The 14,845-nt window shown below is 69.2% G+C and carries 13 protein-coding genes; 5 read left to right on the plus strand and 8 right to left on the minus strand.

The window, feature by feature from the left end:
• Positions 1-10: 10 nt before the first annotated feature.
• The 3 genes from ETD86_RS05875 to ETD86_RS05885 are packed head-to-tail and all read left to right on the plus strand — an operon-like array spanning position 11 to position 3,370.
• A complete protein-coding gene (locus ETD86_RS05875; protein WP_246147671.1) occupies positions 11-868 on the plus strand; it encodes a carbohydrate ABC transporter permease in 858 nt (285 codons plus the stop codon).
• Entirely contained in the window at positions 865-1,851 is a 987-nt protein-coding gene (locus tag ETD86_RS05880; protein WP_246147672.1) for a carbohydrate ABC transporter permease, read from the plus strand. Before ETD86_RS05875 ends, ETD86_RS05880 begins: the two co-directional genes overlap by 4 nt.
• A 4-nt stretch (positions 1,852-1,855) precedes the next feature.
• The gene (locus ETD86_RS05885) at positions 1,856-3,370 is read left to right on the plus strand and encodes a glycoside hydrolase family 13 protein (RefSeq protein ID WP_138665070.1); all 1,515 of its coding nucleotides are present in this window, start codon (positions 1,856-1,858) and stop codon (positions 3,368-3,370) included.
• A gap of 26 nt (positions 3,371-3,396) precedes the next feature.
• On the opposite strand, the gene ETD86_RS05890 is transcribed toward ETD86_RS05885, so the two are convergent.
• The 8 genes from ETD86_RS05890 to ETD86_RS05925 all read right to left on the minus strand — a co-directional run bounded on the left by ETD86_RS05890 (position 3,397) and on the right by ETD86_RS05925 (position 12,760).
• The gene (locus ETD86_RS05890) at positions 3,397-4,263 is read right to left on the minus strand and encodes a phosphotransferase (RefSeq protein ID WP_138665071.1); all 867 of its coding nucleotides are present in this window, start codon (positions 4,261-4,263) and stop codon (positions 3,397-3,399) included.
• Between the two features lie 72 nt (positions 4,264-4,335).
• On the minus strand, positions 4,336-5,331 hold the full coding sequence (locus ETD86_RS05895) for a LacI family DNA-binding transcriptional regulator (protein ID WP_138665072.1): 996 nt from the start codon (positions 5,329-5,331) through the stop codon (positions 4,336-4,338).
• A 21-nt stretch (positions 5,332-5,352) separates the two neighbouring features.
• Complete coding sequence (locus ETD86_RS05900; protein WP_138665073.1) at positions 5,353-6,714, minus strand: GH1 family beta-glucosidase; 1,362 nt, start codon at positions 6,712-6,714, stop codon at positions 5,353-5,355.
• On the minus strand, positions 6,711-7,514 hold the full coding sequence (locus tag ETD86_RS05905; RefSeq protein WP_138665074.1) for a carbohydrate ABC transporter permease: 804 nt from the start codon (positions 7,512-7,514) through the stop codon (positions 6,711-6,713). Before ETD86_RS05905 ends, ETD86_RS05900 begins: the two co-directional genes overlap by 4 nt.
• On the minus strand, positions 7,511-8,473 hold the full coding sequence (locus ETD86_RS05910; RefSeq protein WP_138665075.1) for a carbohydrate ABC transporter permease: 963 nt from the start codon (positions 8,471-8,473) through the stop codon (positions 7,511-7,513). The genes ETD86_RS05905 and ETD86_RS05910 overlap by 4 nt, the downstream gene beginning before the upstream one ends.
• Positions 8,470-9,753 (minus strand): ABC transporter substrate-binding protein, encoded by a 1,284-nt coding sequence (locus ETD86_RS05915; RefSeq protein WP_138665076.1) that lies wholly within the window; start codon positions 9,751-9,753, stop codon positions 8,470-8,472. Before ETD86_RS05915 ends, ETD86_RS05910 begins: the two co-directional genes overlap by 4 nt.
• A gap of 178 nt (positions 9,754-9,931) precedes the next feature.
• Positions 9,932-10,822, minus strand: coding sequence for a serine/threonine-protein kinase (locus ETD86_RS05920; protein WP_138665077.1), 891 nt, complete (start codon positions 10,820-10,822; stop codon positions 9,932-9,934).
• Positions 10,823-10,975: 153 nt separating this feature from the next.
• Positions 10,976-12,760, minus strand: coding sequence for an N-6 DNA methylase (locus ETD86_RS05925; RefSeq protein ID WP_138665078.1), 1,785 nt, complete (start codon positions 12,758-12,760; stop codon positions 10,976-10,978).
• 76 nt (positions 12,761-12,836) lie between these two features.
• Between ETD86_RS05925 and ETD86_RS05930 the strand changes: the two genes are divergently transcribed.
• Both ETD86_RS05930 and ETD86_RS05935 read left to right on the plus strand, forming a co-directional pair.
• Positions 12,837-13,607 carry a PP2C family protein-serine/threonine phosphatase gene (locus ETD86_RS05930; protein ID WP_138665079.1) on the plus strand — a complete coding sequence of 257 codons (771 nt, stop codon included), beginning with the start codon at positions 12,837-12,839 and terminating at the stop codon, positions 13,605-13,607.
• Between the two features lie 172 nt (positions 13,608-13,779).
• Positions 13,780-14,805 carry a CHAP domain-containing protein gene (locus tag ETD86_RS05935; protein ID WP_281286879.1) on the plus strand — a complete coding sequence of 342 codons (1,026 nt, stop codon included), beginning with the start codon at positions 13,780-13,782 and terminating at the stop codon, positions 14,803-14,805.
• Positions 14,806-14,845 lie beyond the last annotated feature (40 nt).

The following is a 14,845-nucleotide window of genomic DNA, read 5'->3' on the forward strand; positions in this document are numbered from 1 at the left end:
GAGGGAGATCGTGAGGCGCAATCTGACGGCCTACGGGTTCCTCTGCGCGGCGCTGTTCTGCTTCACGGTGTTCGCCTGGTATCCGATGGTCAGGGAGTTCATTCTGAGCTTCCAGAAGACCGACCTGATCAATCCGCCGACCTGGGTCGGACTGGACAACTTCAAGGCCGCCGTCCAGGACCCGGCCTTCGGTGAGGCCTGGCTGAACACCGTGGAGTTCACGGTGCTCGCGCTGCTGTGCGGCTATGCCGTGCCGTTCGTCGTCGCGCTCGTGCTCAACGAACTGCGCCACGCCCGGGCCTACCTCAGATTCGTGGTCTACCTGCCGGTCATGCTGCCGCCGATCGTGGCGGTGCTGCTGTTCCAGTGGTTCTACGATCCGGGGCCCGGGCTATTCAACCAGATACTCGGCTTCTTCCACCTGCCGCCGCTGGCCTGGCTGGACAGCTCGTCGACCGCGCTGATCTCGCTGGTCCTCGTCTCCACGTGGATGAACATGGGCAGCGCGACCCTGATCTACCTGGCCGCACTACAGAACATCCCACCCGAGTTGTACGAGGCCGCCGAGCTCGACGGCGCCGGCATCCTCAAACGCGTCAGGCACGTCACGATCCCGCAGACGCGGCTGATCCTGCTGCTCATGCTGATGTTGCAGATCGTGGCGACCATGCAGGTGTTCATCGAGCCGTACATGCTCACCGGCGGCGGACCCGAGAACGCGACCGTGAGCGTGGCGTACCTGATGTACCAGTTCGCCTTCTCGCAGATGAACTACGGCCAGGCAGGGGCGCTCGGCATGCTGCTCATGCTCGCGCTGCTGCTCTTCGCCGCCATCCAGCTCCGCGCCACCCGGGAGGACAGGGCATGATCTCCCGCGAAAAAGTGGGGACGGCGTATCGCGACCGAGCCGCCTCGCGCAGCGAGGCCATGGGCAAGGGCGCTCGCATCCCGATCAAGCGGGTGAGACGGAGACGGCCGAAGCCCATCCACGTCCAGTTCCGCACGATCGTCTCGCCGCACCAGCTCAACAGCCCGTGGGGACGGCGGATCTACTGGCTCGTGCTCGCCGCGGTCATCGTGCTGTTCACCCTGGCCTTCGTCTTCCCGTTCTACTGGATGATCACCGGCGCGCTGAAGACGCCGGAGGAGATCGCCGAGATGCCGCCGTCGCTCGTCCCCGCGGACCCGTCGCCGGCCGCGTTCTTCGAGGCATGGGACCTGTTCGACATCGGCACGCTGCTGGCCAACACCGCGTACTACGCGTTCGGGGCCTGGTTGTTCTCCATGGTGGTCGACGTGGCGGCCGCGTACGCGCTGTCGAAGCTGCGGCCGATGTTCGGCAACGTGATCCTCGGCGCGATGCTGGCCACGCTGATGATCCCGCCGATGGTGATCCTCATCCCGCTCTACGTCACGATCGTGGATCTGGGATTGCTCAACAATCCGTGGGGGTTGTGGTTCCCCGCGGCGGCCAACGGTTTCAACATCTTCCTGCTCAAGCGGTTCTTCGACTCCATACCGCGGGAGCTGGTCGAGGCGGCGCAGATCGACGGCGCGGGGCCGTTCAGGGTCCTGTGGTCGGTCGTGCTGCCGGTCTCCAGGCCGATCCTCGGCGTGGTGTCGATCTTCACGATCGTCGCCTCGTTCAAGGACTTCGTCCTGCCGCTGCTGGTCATGACCGACAGCGAGAAGATGACGATCAGCGTGGGCCTGTCGCAGACGGCTGGGGCGGTGACCCAGAACCAGGTCATGGGCGGCCTCGTCATCGCCGGCATCCCCATGATCATCGTTTTCTTCATCTTCCAACGGCACATCATGGCGGGACTCACCGCCGGAAGCATCAAGGGATGAGCGCATGTCGCAAACGTGGTGGCGGGGGGCCGCGATCTACCAGGTCTACCTGCGGAGCTTCGCCGACGGGAACGGTGACGGCGTGGGCGACCTCGCCGGCCTGCGCTCCCGCCTGCCGTACCTGAAGGATCTCGGGATCGACGCGATCTGGCTCAACCCGTGGTATCCGTCGCCGATGGCCGACGGCGGCTACGACGTGGCCGACTACCGGGACATCGAGCCGGTCTTCGGCACCCTCACCGAGGCCGAGCGGTTCATCGAGGAGGCGCACGAGCTCGACATCAAGGTCATCATCGACGTGGTGCCGAACCACAGCTCGACGCGGAGCGCCTGGTTCCAGGAGGCCCTGGCGAACCCGGCGGCGCGCGACCGGTTCTGGTTCGCCGACGAGCCGCTGAACGACTGGCAGTCGATCTTCGGCGGGCCGGCGTGGACGCAGGTGCCCGACGGGCAGTGGTACCTGCACCTGTTCGCCCCCGAGCAGCCGGACTTCAACTGGGCCAACCTGGAGGTGCACCGGGAGTTCGAGGACGTGCTGCGGTTCTGGTTCGGGCGCGGCGTGGACGGCTTCCGCATCGACTCGGCGGCCCTGCTGTTCAAGTCCGACACCGGCTTCGAAGACCTCGACGAGGTCCACGACGTCTACCGCCGGTGGCGCGAGGTGGCCGACGAGTACGGCGAGCGGGTCCTGATCGGAGAGGTCTGGCTCCCCGATCAGGAGCGCTTCGCCCGTTATCTCCGGCCCGACGAGCTGCACACGGCGTTCAACTTCGACTTCCTGTCCTGCCCGTGGGAGGCGGGCGAGCTACGCCGCGTGATCGACCTGACCCTGGCCACGCACACGCCCATCGGCGCCCCGCCGACCTGGGTGCTGTCCAACCACGACGTGACCAGGCCGGTCACCCGCTACGGCCGCGCCGACACCGCCTTCCAGCACGGCGGCCGCCTCCACGGCGCCCCGTCCGACCTGGAGCTCGGCTACCGGCGAGCCCGCGCGGCCGCGTTGGTGTCGATGGCGCTGCCCGGCTCGGTCTACGTCTACCAAGGGGAGGAGCTGGGCCTGCCGGAGGTGGAGGACCTTCCCGACGAGCTGCGCCAGGACCCGATGTACGCCAGGTCGGGCGGGGCGAACCCCGGACGGGACGGCTGCCGGGTCCCGCTGCCGTGGTCGGGGGAGGAGCCGCCGTTCGGGTTCGGCGCCGGCACGCCGTGGCTTCCTCAGCCCGAGGGCTGGCGCAAGCTGACGGCCGAGGCGCAGCGTACGGACCTGGGCTCGATGCTCAGCCTGTACCGCACGGCGTTGGGGATCCGCCGGGAGTCGCTGGGGGACGGGACCCTGACCTGGCTGCCGATGGGCGAGCAGGTCCTGGCCTTCCGCCGCGACTCGGGCCTGACCTGCGTCGCCAACCTGGGGCCCGATCCGGTGCGCCTGCCTGCGGGCGAGGTCGTCCTGGCGAGCGGCCCCCTGGAGGACGGCGCCCTGCCCGGCGACACCGCGGTCTGGCTCGCCGAGCGGTGACGGCGGGCGGGCTGGTCCCCGTCTGATCAACGGCGGACGCCGCTCGGGTCGCGGAGCCACGCCTCGAGCGCCGCGCGTCCCGCAGCGGCCTCCGAGGGGATGCCCAGCGCCCTCACCAGCATCCACAGCGTCCCCTGCAGGGCGCGCGCCGCCATGAAAGCCGGCAAGCAGGGGTCGTCGGGGTCGGCCCCGTAGGCTCGCAGGGCCGCCCGCCCGTCGAGCCTCGTCGTGCGGAGCAGGCACGCCAGATCCCAGCCGACGGGTGCGGCCATGCACTCCTCGAAGTCGTTCCACAGCAGCCCGGCTGGGGTGGCGAGCAGATTGCCCGGATGCGCGTCCCCGTGGACGGCCTGCACCGGTCCGCCCTCCAGCCGCGCCGCCAGCCCGGCGTGCGCCTCCCGCAGCCGCGCCAGCACGTCCGCCTCGACCTCGCCGTCGAGCAGCTCAAGCAGCCGCGCGGGCTCCTCGAGGACCGGCCCCAGGTACAGCAACCGGCCGGGAAACCCGCGCATGGCCTCGTGCAGCCCGGCGAGTCCTCGCCCGGCCTCCTCCGGCGTGACCCGATAGTCCGGATCATGCGCGACGTACGCCCAGAAGGAGACCACGACCCCGTCCCGCACGTGCGGCCCCGCCGGCAGCAGGTCGCTCGGCGGCACCACCGGCGCACCGGACTTGTGCAGGTACGACACGACCTCCAGCTCCCGCCGCAGCACCTCGTCGGGCCGCGCCCGCCCCAGCGCGGTGACCGTCGGCACCCGCGCCACGATCGGCGCGGGCCGCAGATGGATCCGCAGGTTGAACGAGTCCTGGAGCACCACGGGCCGCCGCACCCGGACACCGTGCTCCTCGGCGATGGAGACCGCGACGGCCGCGGCGGCGCTAGTGGAGATCATCCTCGGCAGGTCACCCGCAGAACCCGGCAGTGTTGCCCGGCAGTGTTGTACGTCACCGCATAACCTCCCGGGTCAGGCGGACTCGCGGATCACCAGCTCCGTGGGCAGGATCACCGGCTCCGCCGGGCCGCCCTCGAAGAGGCTGAGCAGCAGCCGGACCATGGCCGCGGCCTGCTCGATCACCGGGTGCCGGAGCGTCGTCAGCGGTGGCTCGGTGTATTTGGCGGCCTCGATGTCGTCGAAGCCCACCACGGCCACGTCGTCGGGCACCCGGCGGCCGGCCAGGCGCAGCGACTGCAGGGCCCCGACCGCCATCAGGTCGTTGGCCACGAAGACGGCGTCCAGCGACGGGTCGTCGCCGAGCAGCTGTCGCATCGCGATCGCCCCCGACTCGCGGGTGAAGTCCCCGACCGCGACGATCGAGCGAAGGTCGGAGTCACGCAGCACCTTGCGGTAGCCGGCCAGCCGGTCCTGGCCGGCGATCATGTCCTGGGGGCCCGCGATCGTGGCGATCCGGCGTCGTCCCTGCTCCACCAGGTGCCTGACGCCGGCCTCCGCGCCGCCCAGGTTGTCGTTGTCGACGTACGGGATGTTCACCGGCACGGCGGGCCGCCCGTACGAGACGACCGGGACGCGCAGACGTGACAGCGCCGACGGCAGCGGATCGGCGCCGTGCATGGAGATCAGCATGACCCCGTCCACGTGCCCACCAGCGATGTAACGCTCCACCCTGGCATGGCTCTTGGCGTTGGACGCCAGCATCAGCACGACCTGCTTGTTGGCCTCCTCCAGCTCCACCGACGCCGACCTGATCGCCATGGCGAACCACGGGTCGTCGGAGAAGACCCTGGTGCCGGGCTCGCTGATGACCAGCGCGATCGAGTCGGTGCGCTGGGTGACCAGGCTGCGCGCGGCCGAGTTGGGCACGTAGCCCAGCTCGTCGATCGCGCGCAGCACGGCGTCGCGGATGTCCGGCGCCACCGTCGTCTGCCCGTTGACCACACGGGAGGCGGTGGCACGCGAGACCCCCGCCCGGGCGGCGACCGCCTCCAGGGTCGGGCGTCTCATGAGGGAGTTCACGTGGAAAATCTACAGCGCGTTTCTGGCGATGACGTCGCGGTACCAGAGAGCGCTGTCCTTGAGCACCCTGGTCTGCGTCGCGTAGTCCACGTGCACGATGCCGAACCGCCGCCGGTAGCCCTCCGCCCACTCGAAGTTGTCCAGCAACGACCAGACCAGATAACCGCGCAGGTCCGCGCCCGCCTCGATGGCTCGCCACACCTCACGCAGATGCCCGTCCAGGTACGCCAGCCGATCGGCGTCATGCACCCGGCCGCCCTCCACGACGTCGTCGAAGGCCGCGCCGTTCTCCGTGACCATGAGGCCGACCTGGGGGTAGTCCTGGGAGAGCCGGACCAGCAGCCGGGACAGCCCGTCGGGGACGATCGGCCAGCCCATGGCGGTCGTCGGCGCGTCCGCGGCGGCGAACCGTACGTCCTCCGAGCCCGGCCAGGCCGCGTCGGCGGGCAGGCCGGGCCCGGACTCGACGACGCACGGGTTGTAGTAGTTGATGCCGATGAGATCGACCGGTGCGTTGATCAGCGCCAGGTCGCCGTCCCGGATGTGGCCGGTCCCGCCGTTGTGCGCCGCCGCCTCCAGAACCTCCTCCGGATACGTGCCGTGCACGGCCGGGTCCAGGAACTGCCTGGTCAGCAGCGTGTGGATGCGGTGGACGGCGGCCGCGTCCGCCGCGCTCGGCACCGCGGCAGGGTCGTTGACCTGGGCGGGCGTGAGCACCGGCGCCGAGTTGACCACCAGCATGACCGTGCCGGGACGCAGCCGGCGGGCGGCGAGCCCATGGCCGAGCAGCAGGTGGTGCGCCGAGCGCATGGCGTCGGCCGGATCACGGTGGCCCGGCGCGTGCACGCCGTTGCCGTAGCCCAGGTACGCCGAGACCCACGGCTCGTTCAGCGTGGCCCAGTTGCGGACGCGGTCGCCGAGCTGGTCGTGCACGGCCGCGGCGTAGTCCGCGAACCGATAGGCCGTATCCCGATTTGTCCAACCACCACGGTCTTCGAGGGCTTGCGGAAGATCCCAGTGATAAAGCGTGGCATAGGGCGAAATTTCGGCGGCAAGCAGCTCATCCACGAGCTTGTCGTAGAACGCCAGCCCGCGCGGGTTGATCGAGCCCGCGCCGTCGGGCTGGATGCGCGGCCACGCGATCGAGAACCGGTAGGCCCTCAGCCGCAGCTCGCGCATCAGCCCGACGTCGTCCTTGTAGCGGTGGTAGTGGTCGCACGCCACGTCGCCGGTGTCGCCGTCCACAACGTTCCCGGGGGTGTGGGAGAAGGTGTCCCAGATCGACTGGCCCCGCCCGTCCTCCTTGACCGCCCCCTCGATCTGATAGGAGGCCGTCGCGGCTCCCCAGACGAAGTCCTCGGGAAAGATCATCCCTTTACCGCTCCTTGCATGATTCCACCGATGATGTGTTTGCCGAACAGGGCGAAGACGGCCACGAGCGGCAGGGTCCCGATCGCGGTGCCGGCCAGTCCCAGCACGTAGTCGTTGACGTACCCGCTGGCCAGTGTCGACAGGGCCACCTGGACCGTCGGGTTGTCCGGGCTCAGGACGACCAGCGGCCAGAAGTAGTCGTTCCAGGCCGACATGAACGTCAGCATGCCGAGCACCGCCGCCGCGGGGCGCGCGGCCGGCAACACGACGTGCCAGAACAGTCCCCACGTCGAGCACCCGTCCACCCGCCCGGCCTCCAGCAGCTCGGTGGGCAGCGCGCGCGACAGGTACTGCGTCATGAAGAACACGCCGAACGCGTTGACCAGCGCGGGCACGATCAACGCGTAGTTGGTGCCGGTCCACTCCAGCTTCACCATGAGCATGTAGAGCGGGATGATGCCGAGCTGCGCCGGGACCATCATGGTGGCGACCGTGATCACGAGCATGATGTTCCTGCCCCTGAACTTCAGCTTGGCGAAGGCGAACCCGGCCAGCGTCGAGAAGAACATCACGGCGATCGAGATCGACCCCGCCACGATGACGGAGTTGGCCAGCGCGAGCCCGAACGGGACGGTGTCGAAGACCCGGGAGACGTTGGCGAAGAAGTTCCCGCCGGGGATCAGCGGCGGCGGCACCTGGGCCAGCGCCGAGTTGTGCCTGGAGGCCACCACGACGCTGTAGTAGAGCGGGAAGGCCGAGAAGAAGGCCACCGCGGTCAGGGTCAGATAACGCAGCCTCATACCAGCCCGCCCTTCACCCTGCGGGTGATCAGGAAGTTGATCCCGGCGACGACCACGACGGCCAGGAACATCAGCCAGGAGGCGGCCGAGGCGTAGCCGAAGTCGAACGTCGAGTTCGCGAAGCCCTGCTCGTACACGAACAACGCGAGCGTCTGGAACTGCCGGTCGGGGCCGCCGGTGGCGATGCCGCCCCCGGCGCCGCTGCTCTGCCCGAACAACATGGGCTCGGCGATGATCTGCATGGCGCCGATCGTGGAGACGATCACCACGAAGACGATCGTCGGCCGGATCATCGGGATCGTGATGCTGCGCAGTTGCTTGAAGGTGCTCGCGCCGTCCAGCGTGGCGGCCTCGTACAACTCGCGCGGGACGGCCTGCATGGCGGCCAGGAAGATCAGGGCGTTGTAGCCGGTCCAGCGCCACATGATCATCACGGACAGGGCGATGTGCGAGGTCGCGGTGCCCGCCGCCCAGTCGATGTTCCCGACGCCGAACCATGACAGAACCCAGTTGATCACCCCGAAGTCCCGGCCGAACAGCTGGCTGAAGATCACCACGACCGCCACCACGCTCGTGACGTTCGGCAGCAGCAAGGAGACCCGGAACAAGGTCTGGAACCGCAGCCGCCGGTTGAGCAGGTGCGCCAGCCAGATGGCCAGCGCCAGCTGTGGCACGGTCGAGAGCACGCCGATGGAGAGCGTGTTGAAGGTGGCGTTCCAGAAGTAACCGTCGGCCAGCAGCGTCGAGAAGTTGCCCAGCCCGACGAACTCCTGCGTCTCCGACAACAACGTCCACTCGTGCAGGCTCACCCAGGCCGTGTAGACCAGCGGGAACAGCCCGAAGGCACAGAACAGCAGGAAGAACGGCGCCACGTAGGCGTACGGCGACACCCTCACGTCGAGGGTGTGCCGCACGCTGCGCCTACGCCGTCGCGAGATCGCGAGGGGAAGGGTGCTCATTTGATCTTCTTGACGTCCTCGAGCACCTGCGCCCATGCCTCGTCCGGCGTCTGCTTGCCCTGCTCGACGCGGCCGAGCCCGTTGCCGATGGCCACGCGCACGTCGCCTTCCTTGGGGCCGAGGTGCTGCGGCTTGAGCGCCTTGGCGGCCTCGGAGTAGATCTTGCCGATGGGGGCGTCGCCGAAGAACGGCTTGGTGAAGTTCTGGATCGACGGGTCGTCGTACAGGGCCGGGATGGACGGGAACGTTCCCTCCTCCTTGAACACTTTCGCCTGGTTGTCCTTCGAGGTCAGGAAGTTGATCAGCTCGGCCGCCTCCTTCGGGTGCTTGCTCTGCTTGGGCACCATCAGGTGTGAGCCGCCGCTGTTGCCCGAACCGCCGGGCACGGTCGCGATGTCCCACTTGCCGGTCGCGTCCTTGGCCTGCTCCTGGATGAAGCCGGTCATCCAGGCCGGGCAGATGATCGTGGCGAACGAGCCCTTGGCGAAGCCGGTGTTCCACGGTGGCGAGAAGGCCGCGAGCTTGGCGGTCAGGCCCTCCTGGGTGAGCTGGTTGGACAGGTCCCAGGCCTTCTTCACGTCGGGGTTGGAGGCCACGATGATGTTGTCCTGGGCGTCGTACAGGCCGGTCGGCGCCTGGTTGACCATGGCGCGGAAGATCTCACCGGGGGAGTCCACGAACTTCGCGCCGGCCACGTCCGCGGCGGCGAACTTCTTGCCGGTCTCGATGTACTGCTCCCACGTCGGCCAGAGCGCCGCCACCTCGGTCCGGTCCGTCGGCAGCCCGGCCTTGTCGAACAGGTCCTTGCGGTAGCACATGGCCAGTCCGCCCACGTCGGTGCCGAGCCCGAGCACCTGCGTGCCGTCCTTGCTGAGGCCCTGCTGCCATTTCCAGTCCAGGTAGTCGGCCTTGCGCTGGTCCAGCCCGTACTGCTTGAGGTCGGCGAACTTGCCGGGCTGCGCCGTGAACGTGCTGACGTAGCCGACCTCGACCGCCTCGATGTCCCCCGCGCCCGCGTTCGTGGCCAGCCGCTTGACCAGGTTGTTGTGGTGGTCGTTGAACTGCGTGACGTTCTCGACGATCTCGATGTCGGGGTGCGTCTTCTTGTACTCCTCGTAGAGCGGCTTGAAGCCGAAGTCGCCGAAGAGGCCGATGGTCAGCTTGATCTTCTCGCCCGGCTTGGCGCTCGCCGGGGTGGCGGTGTTCCCACCGCCGCCGCACGCGGCCGTGAGCAGAGCCGCGGCGAGCAGGGGTACGGCGAGCCGGATTCGAGGGGTCATGGAACCCTCCTGTGCAGGAGTATGAGAATGGGGTGAGAGAGCGCTCTCTCAAGAGATTCGCGGGGTTCACATAGGCCTGTCAACGGGTGTTATATAACGATCGATGTTACGTGAGAGAGCGCGTTCACAGCTTCGGCAAGGCGTGCGCCGAGGAGGGGAGGGCCCGGGATTCGGGGCTTCAGCCGCTGAGGGCGCGGCCCGCCATGCGGGCGTACATGCGGCCGGGGCTCGGCGCCTTGGCCAGGAAACCGGGCAGCATGGGCAGCTCGACCGCGAACGGGTCGAGCCGCTCGTACAGCTCGTTCGCGTCCGCGGGCCGGTCGGCCGGCTGCTTCTCGAGCAGCTGCGCCAGCAGCGCGCTCAGCTCGCCGGGAATGCCCGGAACGGCCGGCGGACGCTCCTTGACCTGCTTCTCGAAGACCATGTAGTCGGTCTGCCCGGTGAACAGCTGACGTCCGGTCAACATCTCGTGCAGGACGCAGCCGAGCGAGTAGAGGTCGCTGCGCGGCTCGGCGATGCCGTGCTGGATCTGCTCGGGCGCCATGTACGCCGGCGTGCCCAGGATCTGCCCGATCCTCGTGAACGTGGTGACGTCCGTGTCACGCAGCATGGCCAGGCCGAAGTCCAGCACCTTCACGCTGCCGTCCGGGCAGAGCATCAGGTTCGTCGGCTTGAGGTCGCGATGGCAGATCGCCAGGGCGTGCGCCGCCGAGAGCACCGCGCACGCCTGGGCCGCGATGGCGGCCGCCCACGGCACCGGCAGCGGGCCGTGCTCGCTGACCACGTCGGCCACTGTCACGCCCTCGATGAACTGCATCACCTGGTAGAGCCGGTGCTCGTGGGTGCCGAAGTCGTAGAGGACCGGCGCGCCGGGATGCTCCAGCCTGGCCAGGATCCGCGCCTCGCGGATGAAACGGCGCTCCAGCTCGTGATCAGGGCCGCTGGGCAGCCTGAGCAGCTTCACCGCCACCCGGCGGTCCAGGTGGCGGTCGTGGCCCGCGTAGACCGCGCCCATTCCCCCCTGACCGAGGGGAAGGTCGTCGAGCTCATAGCGGTCGCCGATGACCATTCGCCCCTCCCCGCAGCCTTTCGGGAAAAAACTACACCGTCAGCCGAGGGAGTGCCGTCGCCTGGAGGAGCGACCAGAGCGGGGGAAGGCGGCGGCATTTGGCGACCGAGCCCGCCTCACGGAGTGAGGCCATGGGCAGGCGAGCGAGCCCCCTCATGGGGTGAGGCCATGGGCGGGTGGGTGCAGGTGGCCGTCGGCGAGGCCGTCGAGGCCCAGCCTGATCAGCGTCTGACCCAGCGTCGAGGTCTCGCGGATGGCGTCTTCGAGCACCGCCAGCTGGCGGAACGCCTCGCCGTACGCCTTCTGCTCCTTGAGCGACAGCCGCGGCAGGCGGGTACGGCGCACGTCGAACCTGCTGGAGCCGGTGGTGGCCCGGCCACCGGCGGCACGCAGATAGCCGGCCAGGAAGTCCGGGTCCAGCCGGCGCGCGTCCACCCGGTAGAGCGTCAGGTGCGGGCCCAGCACCGCGCCGCCGTCGGCCATCACGCGCACGCTGGAGTAGGAGGCCACCACGTCGCCGGGCCGGATCGCGATCAGGCCCTGCTGCATGGTCGTGGAGCCGGACGGCGGTGTGCCGTTGAGCACGTCGTCTGCGGTGAGGACCGGGACCTCGCCGCCGTCCGCGGCCATCCTGGGCGGGGCCTGCGACGTGGTCACCAGGCCCTCCTTGATCAGATCGCCCAGCGTGGTGGCGGGCTGGTCGAGCGGCTGCTCCAGGACCTTCAGGTCGGGCGGGACGGCCGCGGCCGCCAGGAACCGGTCGCGGGCCTCGGCGAAGGCCCGCCCGACGTCGTCGCGGCGCTGGTGACGGGCCGGGGTCATGTCGACCTCGTCGGCCAGCAGGTCGATGATGCGAACGGTCTGGTCGGAACGGTCCTCCAGGTAGGCCTGCCAGGCCGGCTCCACGCTCCCCAGGTCGGCGGTGGCGTCGAGGATGAGCACCTCGGACGGCGGCCGCTCGCCCGCGGCCGGCCGGCGCAGCAGCCACAGGTCCGAGCCCGGCAGCGCGACGACGGCACGCAGCGCGCCGGCACGCAGGAGGTTGGCGCGGATGCGGCGGCCCGCTTTGCGGCTCGCGGCGGCCGGGGGCATGAGGATGGCCACCAGCCCGCCCGGCTTGACGTGCGTGAGGCAGTGCTGCACCCAGGCCAGCTCGGGCTCGCCGCGGGGCGGCAGGCCGTACTCCCAGCGGGGGTCGCCGGTGAGCTCCTCGTAGCCCCAGGCGCGTTCGTTGAACGGCGGGTCGCACACCACCGCGTCGGCCCGCTGCCCGGCGAAGCCGTCGTGACGCATCGAGTCGCCGGCCACGATGTCGGCGTCGACGCCGCGCAGACGGAGTCTGGAGGCGGTGATGGCGGCCGAGGTCTCGCTGAGCTCCTGGCCCAGCACCCGTGTCGTCCCCTCGGGGGCCAGGAGCAGCGTGCCGACCCCGCAGGCGGGGTCGAGGACCGTCGAGCCTTCCGGGTGTACGAGCCGGACCATCAGCCGGGCCACGTCATCCCGGGTGACCGAGAGCTGCCGGGAGTGGGCCTCGAGGTAACGCTCGCACAGGAACTCGTACGCGGTCAGCGGGTCGTGCTGCCCGGCCAGCTCCATCAGCAGCTCGGCGAGCTCCGGCTCGAGCCCGTCCGCCGGGTCGTCGCCCTGGTGGCGGCTGGTCAGCAGCGCTCCTGCCTGGGCCACCAACTCACCGAGCCGCAAATCGCCGGCCGCTTTCAGGCGTTGCCACACCCGATCTCCCAGCGAGACCTGGTAGGACTTCCCATAGCGGCGCAGCCAGGACTCGACCTGGCGCAGTGAGAACAGCGGCTGGTTGGCGGTGCCGCCGGTGGGCTGGGGGAAGTCGTCGTGGCGGCGGCGCCAGTTGCTCACCGCGGCCCGCCCGACACCGGCGAGCCGGGCGATGTCCCCGGCGTTGACGGTCGGGTCGTGGCTCATGGAGCCCACAGTAGTTCACAAGAGTCTTCAGCGCATCTGCTTGTGAAGTCTTTCAACCAATGATTTACTGCAGGGTATGAAGCACAACATCCGCTATGCCGCCGGATCAGACGTGGGCCGCCGCAGGGAGCAGAACGAGGACTCCGGCTATGCGAGTGGCCGGTTGCTCGTGGTGGCCGACGGGATGGGCGGGCACGCGGCCGGCGAGTTGGCGAGCTCGGCCGCCATTTCCGTCATGCGCGAGCTGGATGCCACGCTTCCCGAGACGGGTGCCGACGTGGAGGCGGCGCTGGAGGGCGCCGTGCATGAGGCGGGGCGCAGGCTGGTCGAGCTGGCCGACATCGACCCCGCGCGCCGGGGGATGGGGACCACGGTGACCGCCATGTTGTGGGACGGCTACCGGTTCGCCCTGGCTCATCTTGGTGACTCCCGCGGATATCTGCTGCGCGATGGGGCTCTCTACCAGATGACCAAGGATCACACATTGGTGCAGTCGATGGTGGACGAGGGACGGATCACGGAGGACCAGGCCGCCGTGCATCCCCGGCGTTCGATGGTGTTGCGGGTGCTGGGCAGCGAGGGCAGGGCTGAGCCCGACATGGCGCTGCGCGAGGCCGAGCCTGATGATCGCTACCTCCTCTGCTCCGACGGGCTGACGACGGTCCTCGGGCCCGAGGTCCTGCACGAGGTGCTGACCACGGTGGCAGACCCGGGGGCGGCCGTCCAGCGGCTCATCGATCTGGCCAACGAAGGCGGGTCGCCCGACAACGTGACCGTGATCGTGGCCGACGTGGTCGCGCCGGGCGCGGGGGACGTGTCCGTCTATCGCGTGGGTGCCGGCTCCTAACGTGCGTCGTCACTAGTCCCATCTGTCTCATCAGTCACATAGCCGATATTTCGGCTCATTGCAAGACACTTTCCCGATCACCCGCGCAAATTCGCGACGGCGCTATTACAGTCCATCGTGATTTGTCGGTTTTCTGGGAGGAGTCACCCTGGACCCGATCGCTGACGAGCTGCTGGGAACGGTACGGCAGGAACTCGGCTATAAGGAGAAGGGCGGCCAGTTCACCAAGTTCGGCCAGTGGTACGCGGATCGCGTCCAAGACACCCAATACCGCAATGCGCCGTGGTGTGACATGTTCCTGGCCTGGGCCGCCAACAAGGCGGGGCTTTCCCAATATGTCGGCGAGTTCGCGTGGACGCCGTCGCATGCAGCCTGGTTCATCAAGCAGGAGGCCTGGACCCAGCAGCCCGAGCCCGGCGCCTTGGTCTTCTTCGACTGGCGCGGCGGCAAGAGCTACAAGGGCATCGACCACGTCGGGGTCGTGGAGCGCGTCGAAGGCAAGAAGATCCACACCATCGAGGCGAATGTTGACCGCATCTGGCTCAAGCGCAAGACCCGGGAGACCGACAAGGTCGTCGGGTACGGCGTGCCGCGGCTGGTCAAGGCCGGTGCCACGAAGCCCGAGGAGATCCTCTCCACCGAGCGGCCCTTCATCTCGACGCCACGGTCCGAGCCTGAGCCGGGCTCGCCGCTGGACGTGTTAGGCACGCCGCCCGCGTTACTGGCCGCCATGGTGCTCATGACCATCGTGCTCTCCTTACGCGTCACCGGCCGCCGCCGCGGCACCCACCGCCGCCTCACCTGGCCCCGGCCCTGGAACGCGCCAACCGGCCGGCGCACCGAGAAGTCTCACGAGGTGCTTCCGACCCCGGAAAAGCGAGAGCCCCGAGAAAAAGCACCGGCGGGCGCCACGAAGGCGTCCGCGAGGGCGACCAAGAGCTCCGTACAGGCGGCGAAGGCGTCAGGAAGCGCGACGACGCCGGGAGGCGCGTCGAAGACGTCGTCAGCAGTGGCGACCAAGGCGCAGACCGGAGCCGCCAAGGCACCATCACGGTCGGCCAAGGCCCGCGCCACCGCCACCGCCACGGAGCCCACCCAATCCGGCCGATCCACCAAGGCCCGCGTCCCGGCCGGCTCGGGGCAGGCGGCCACCCGGCACTCCAGCCCCACCCGCCGCAAGCCCTACGAACCCACCTGACCCTCGGGAGCCTCGGGCACGGTGGCCACAACCGCCGTCT

Origin of the sequence: Nonomuraea turkmeniaca (assembly GCF_005889735.1) — a bacterium.
GTDB lineage: Bacteria > Actinomycetota > Actinomycetes > Streptosporangiales > Streptosporangiaceae > Nonomuraea > Nonomuraea turkmeniaca.

Coding starts and splice junctions, on each gene's coding strand:
- ETD86_RS05880 (WP_246147672.1), top strand. CDS start 865: ATGATCTCCCGCGAAAAAGTGGGGACGGCGTATCGCGACCGAGCCGCC.
- ETD86_RS05885 (WP_138665070.1), top strand. CDS start 1,856: ATGTCGCAAACGTGGTGGCGGGGGGCCGCGATCTACCAGGTCTACCTG.
- ETD86_RS05890 (WP_138665071.1), bottom strand. CDS start 4,263: ATGATCTCCACTAGCGCCGCCGCGGCCGTCGCGGTCTCCATCGCCGAG.
- ETD86_RS05895 (WP_138665072.1), bottom strand. CDS start 5,331: ATGAGACGCCCGACCCTGGAGGCGGTCGCCGCCCGGGCGGGGGTCTCG.
- ETD86_RS05900 (WP_138665073.1), bottom strand. CDS start 6,714: ATGATCTTTCCCGAGGACTTCGTCTGGGGAGCCGCGACGGCCTCCTAT.
- ETD86_RS05905 (WP_138665074.1), bottom strand. CDS start 7,514: ATGAGGCTGCGTTATCTGACCCTGACCGCGGTGGCCTTCTTCTCGGCC.
- ETD86_RS05910 (WP_138665075.1), bottom strand. CDS start 8,473: ATGAGCACCCTTCCCCTCGCGATCTCGCGACGGCGTAGGCGCAGCGTG.
- ETD86_RS05915 (WP_138665076.1), bottom strand. CDS start 9,753: ATGACCCCTCGAATCCGGCTCGCCGTACCCCTGCTCGCCGCGGCTCTG.
- ETD86_RS05920 (WP_138665077.1), bottom strand. CDS start 10,822: ATGGTCATCGGCGACCGCTATGAGCTCGACGACCTTCCCCTCGGTCAG.
- ETD86_RS05925 (WP_138665078.1), bottom strand. CDS start 12,760: ATGAGCCACGACCCGACCGTCAACGCCGGGGACATCGCCCGGCTCGCC.
- ETD86_RS05930 (WP_138665079.1), top strand. CDS start 12,837: ATGAAGCACAACATCCGCTATGCCGCCGGATCAGACGTGGGCCGCCGC.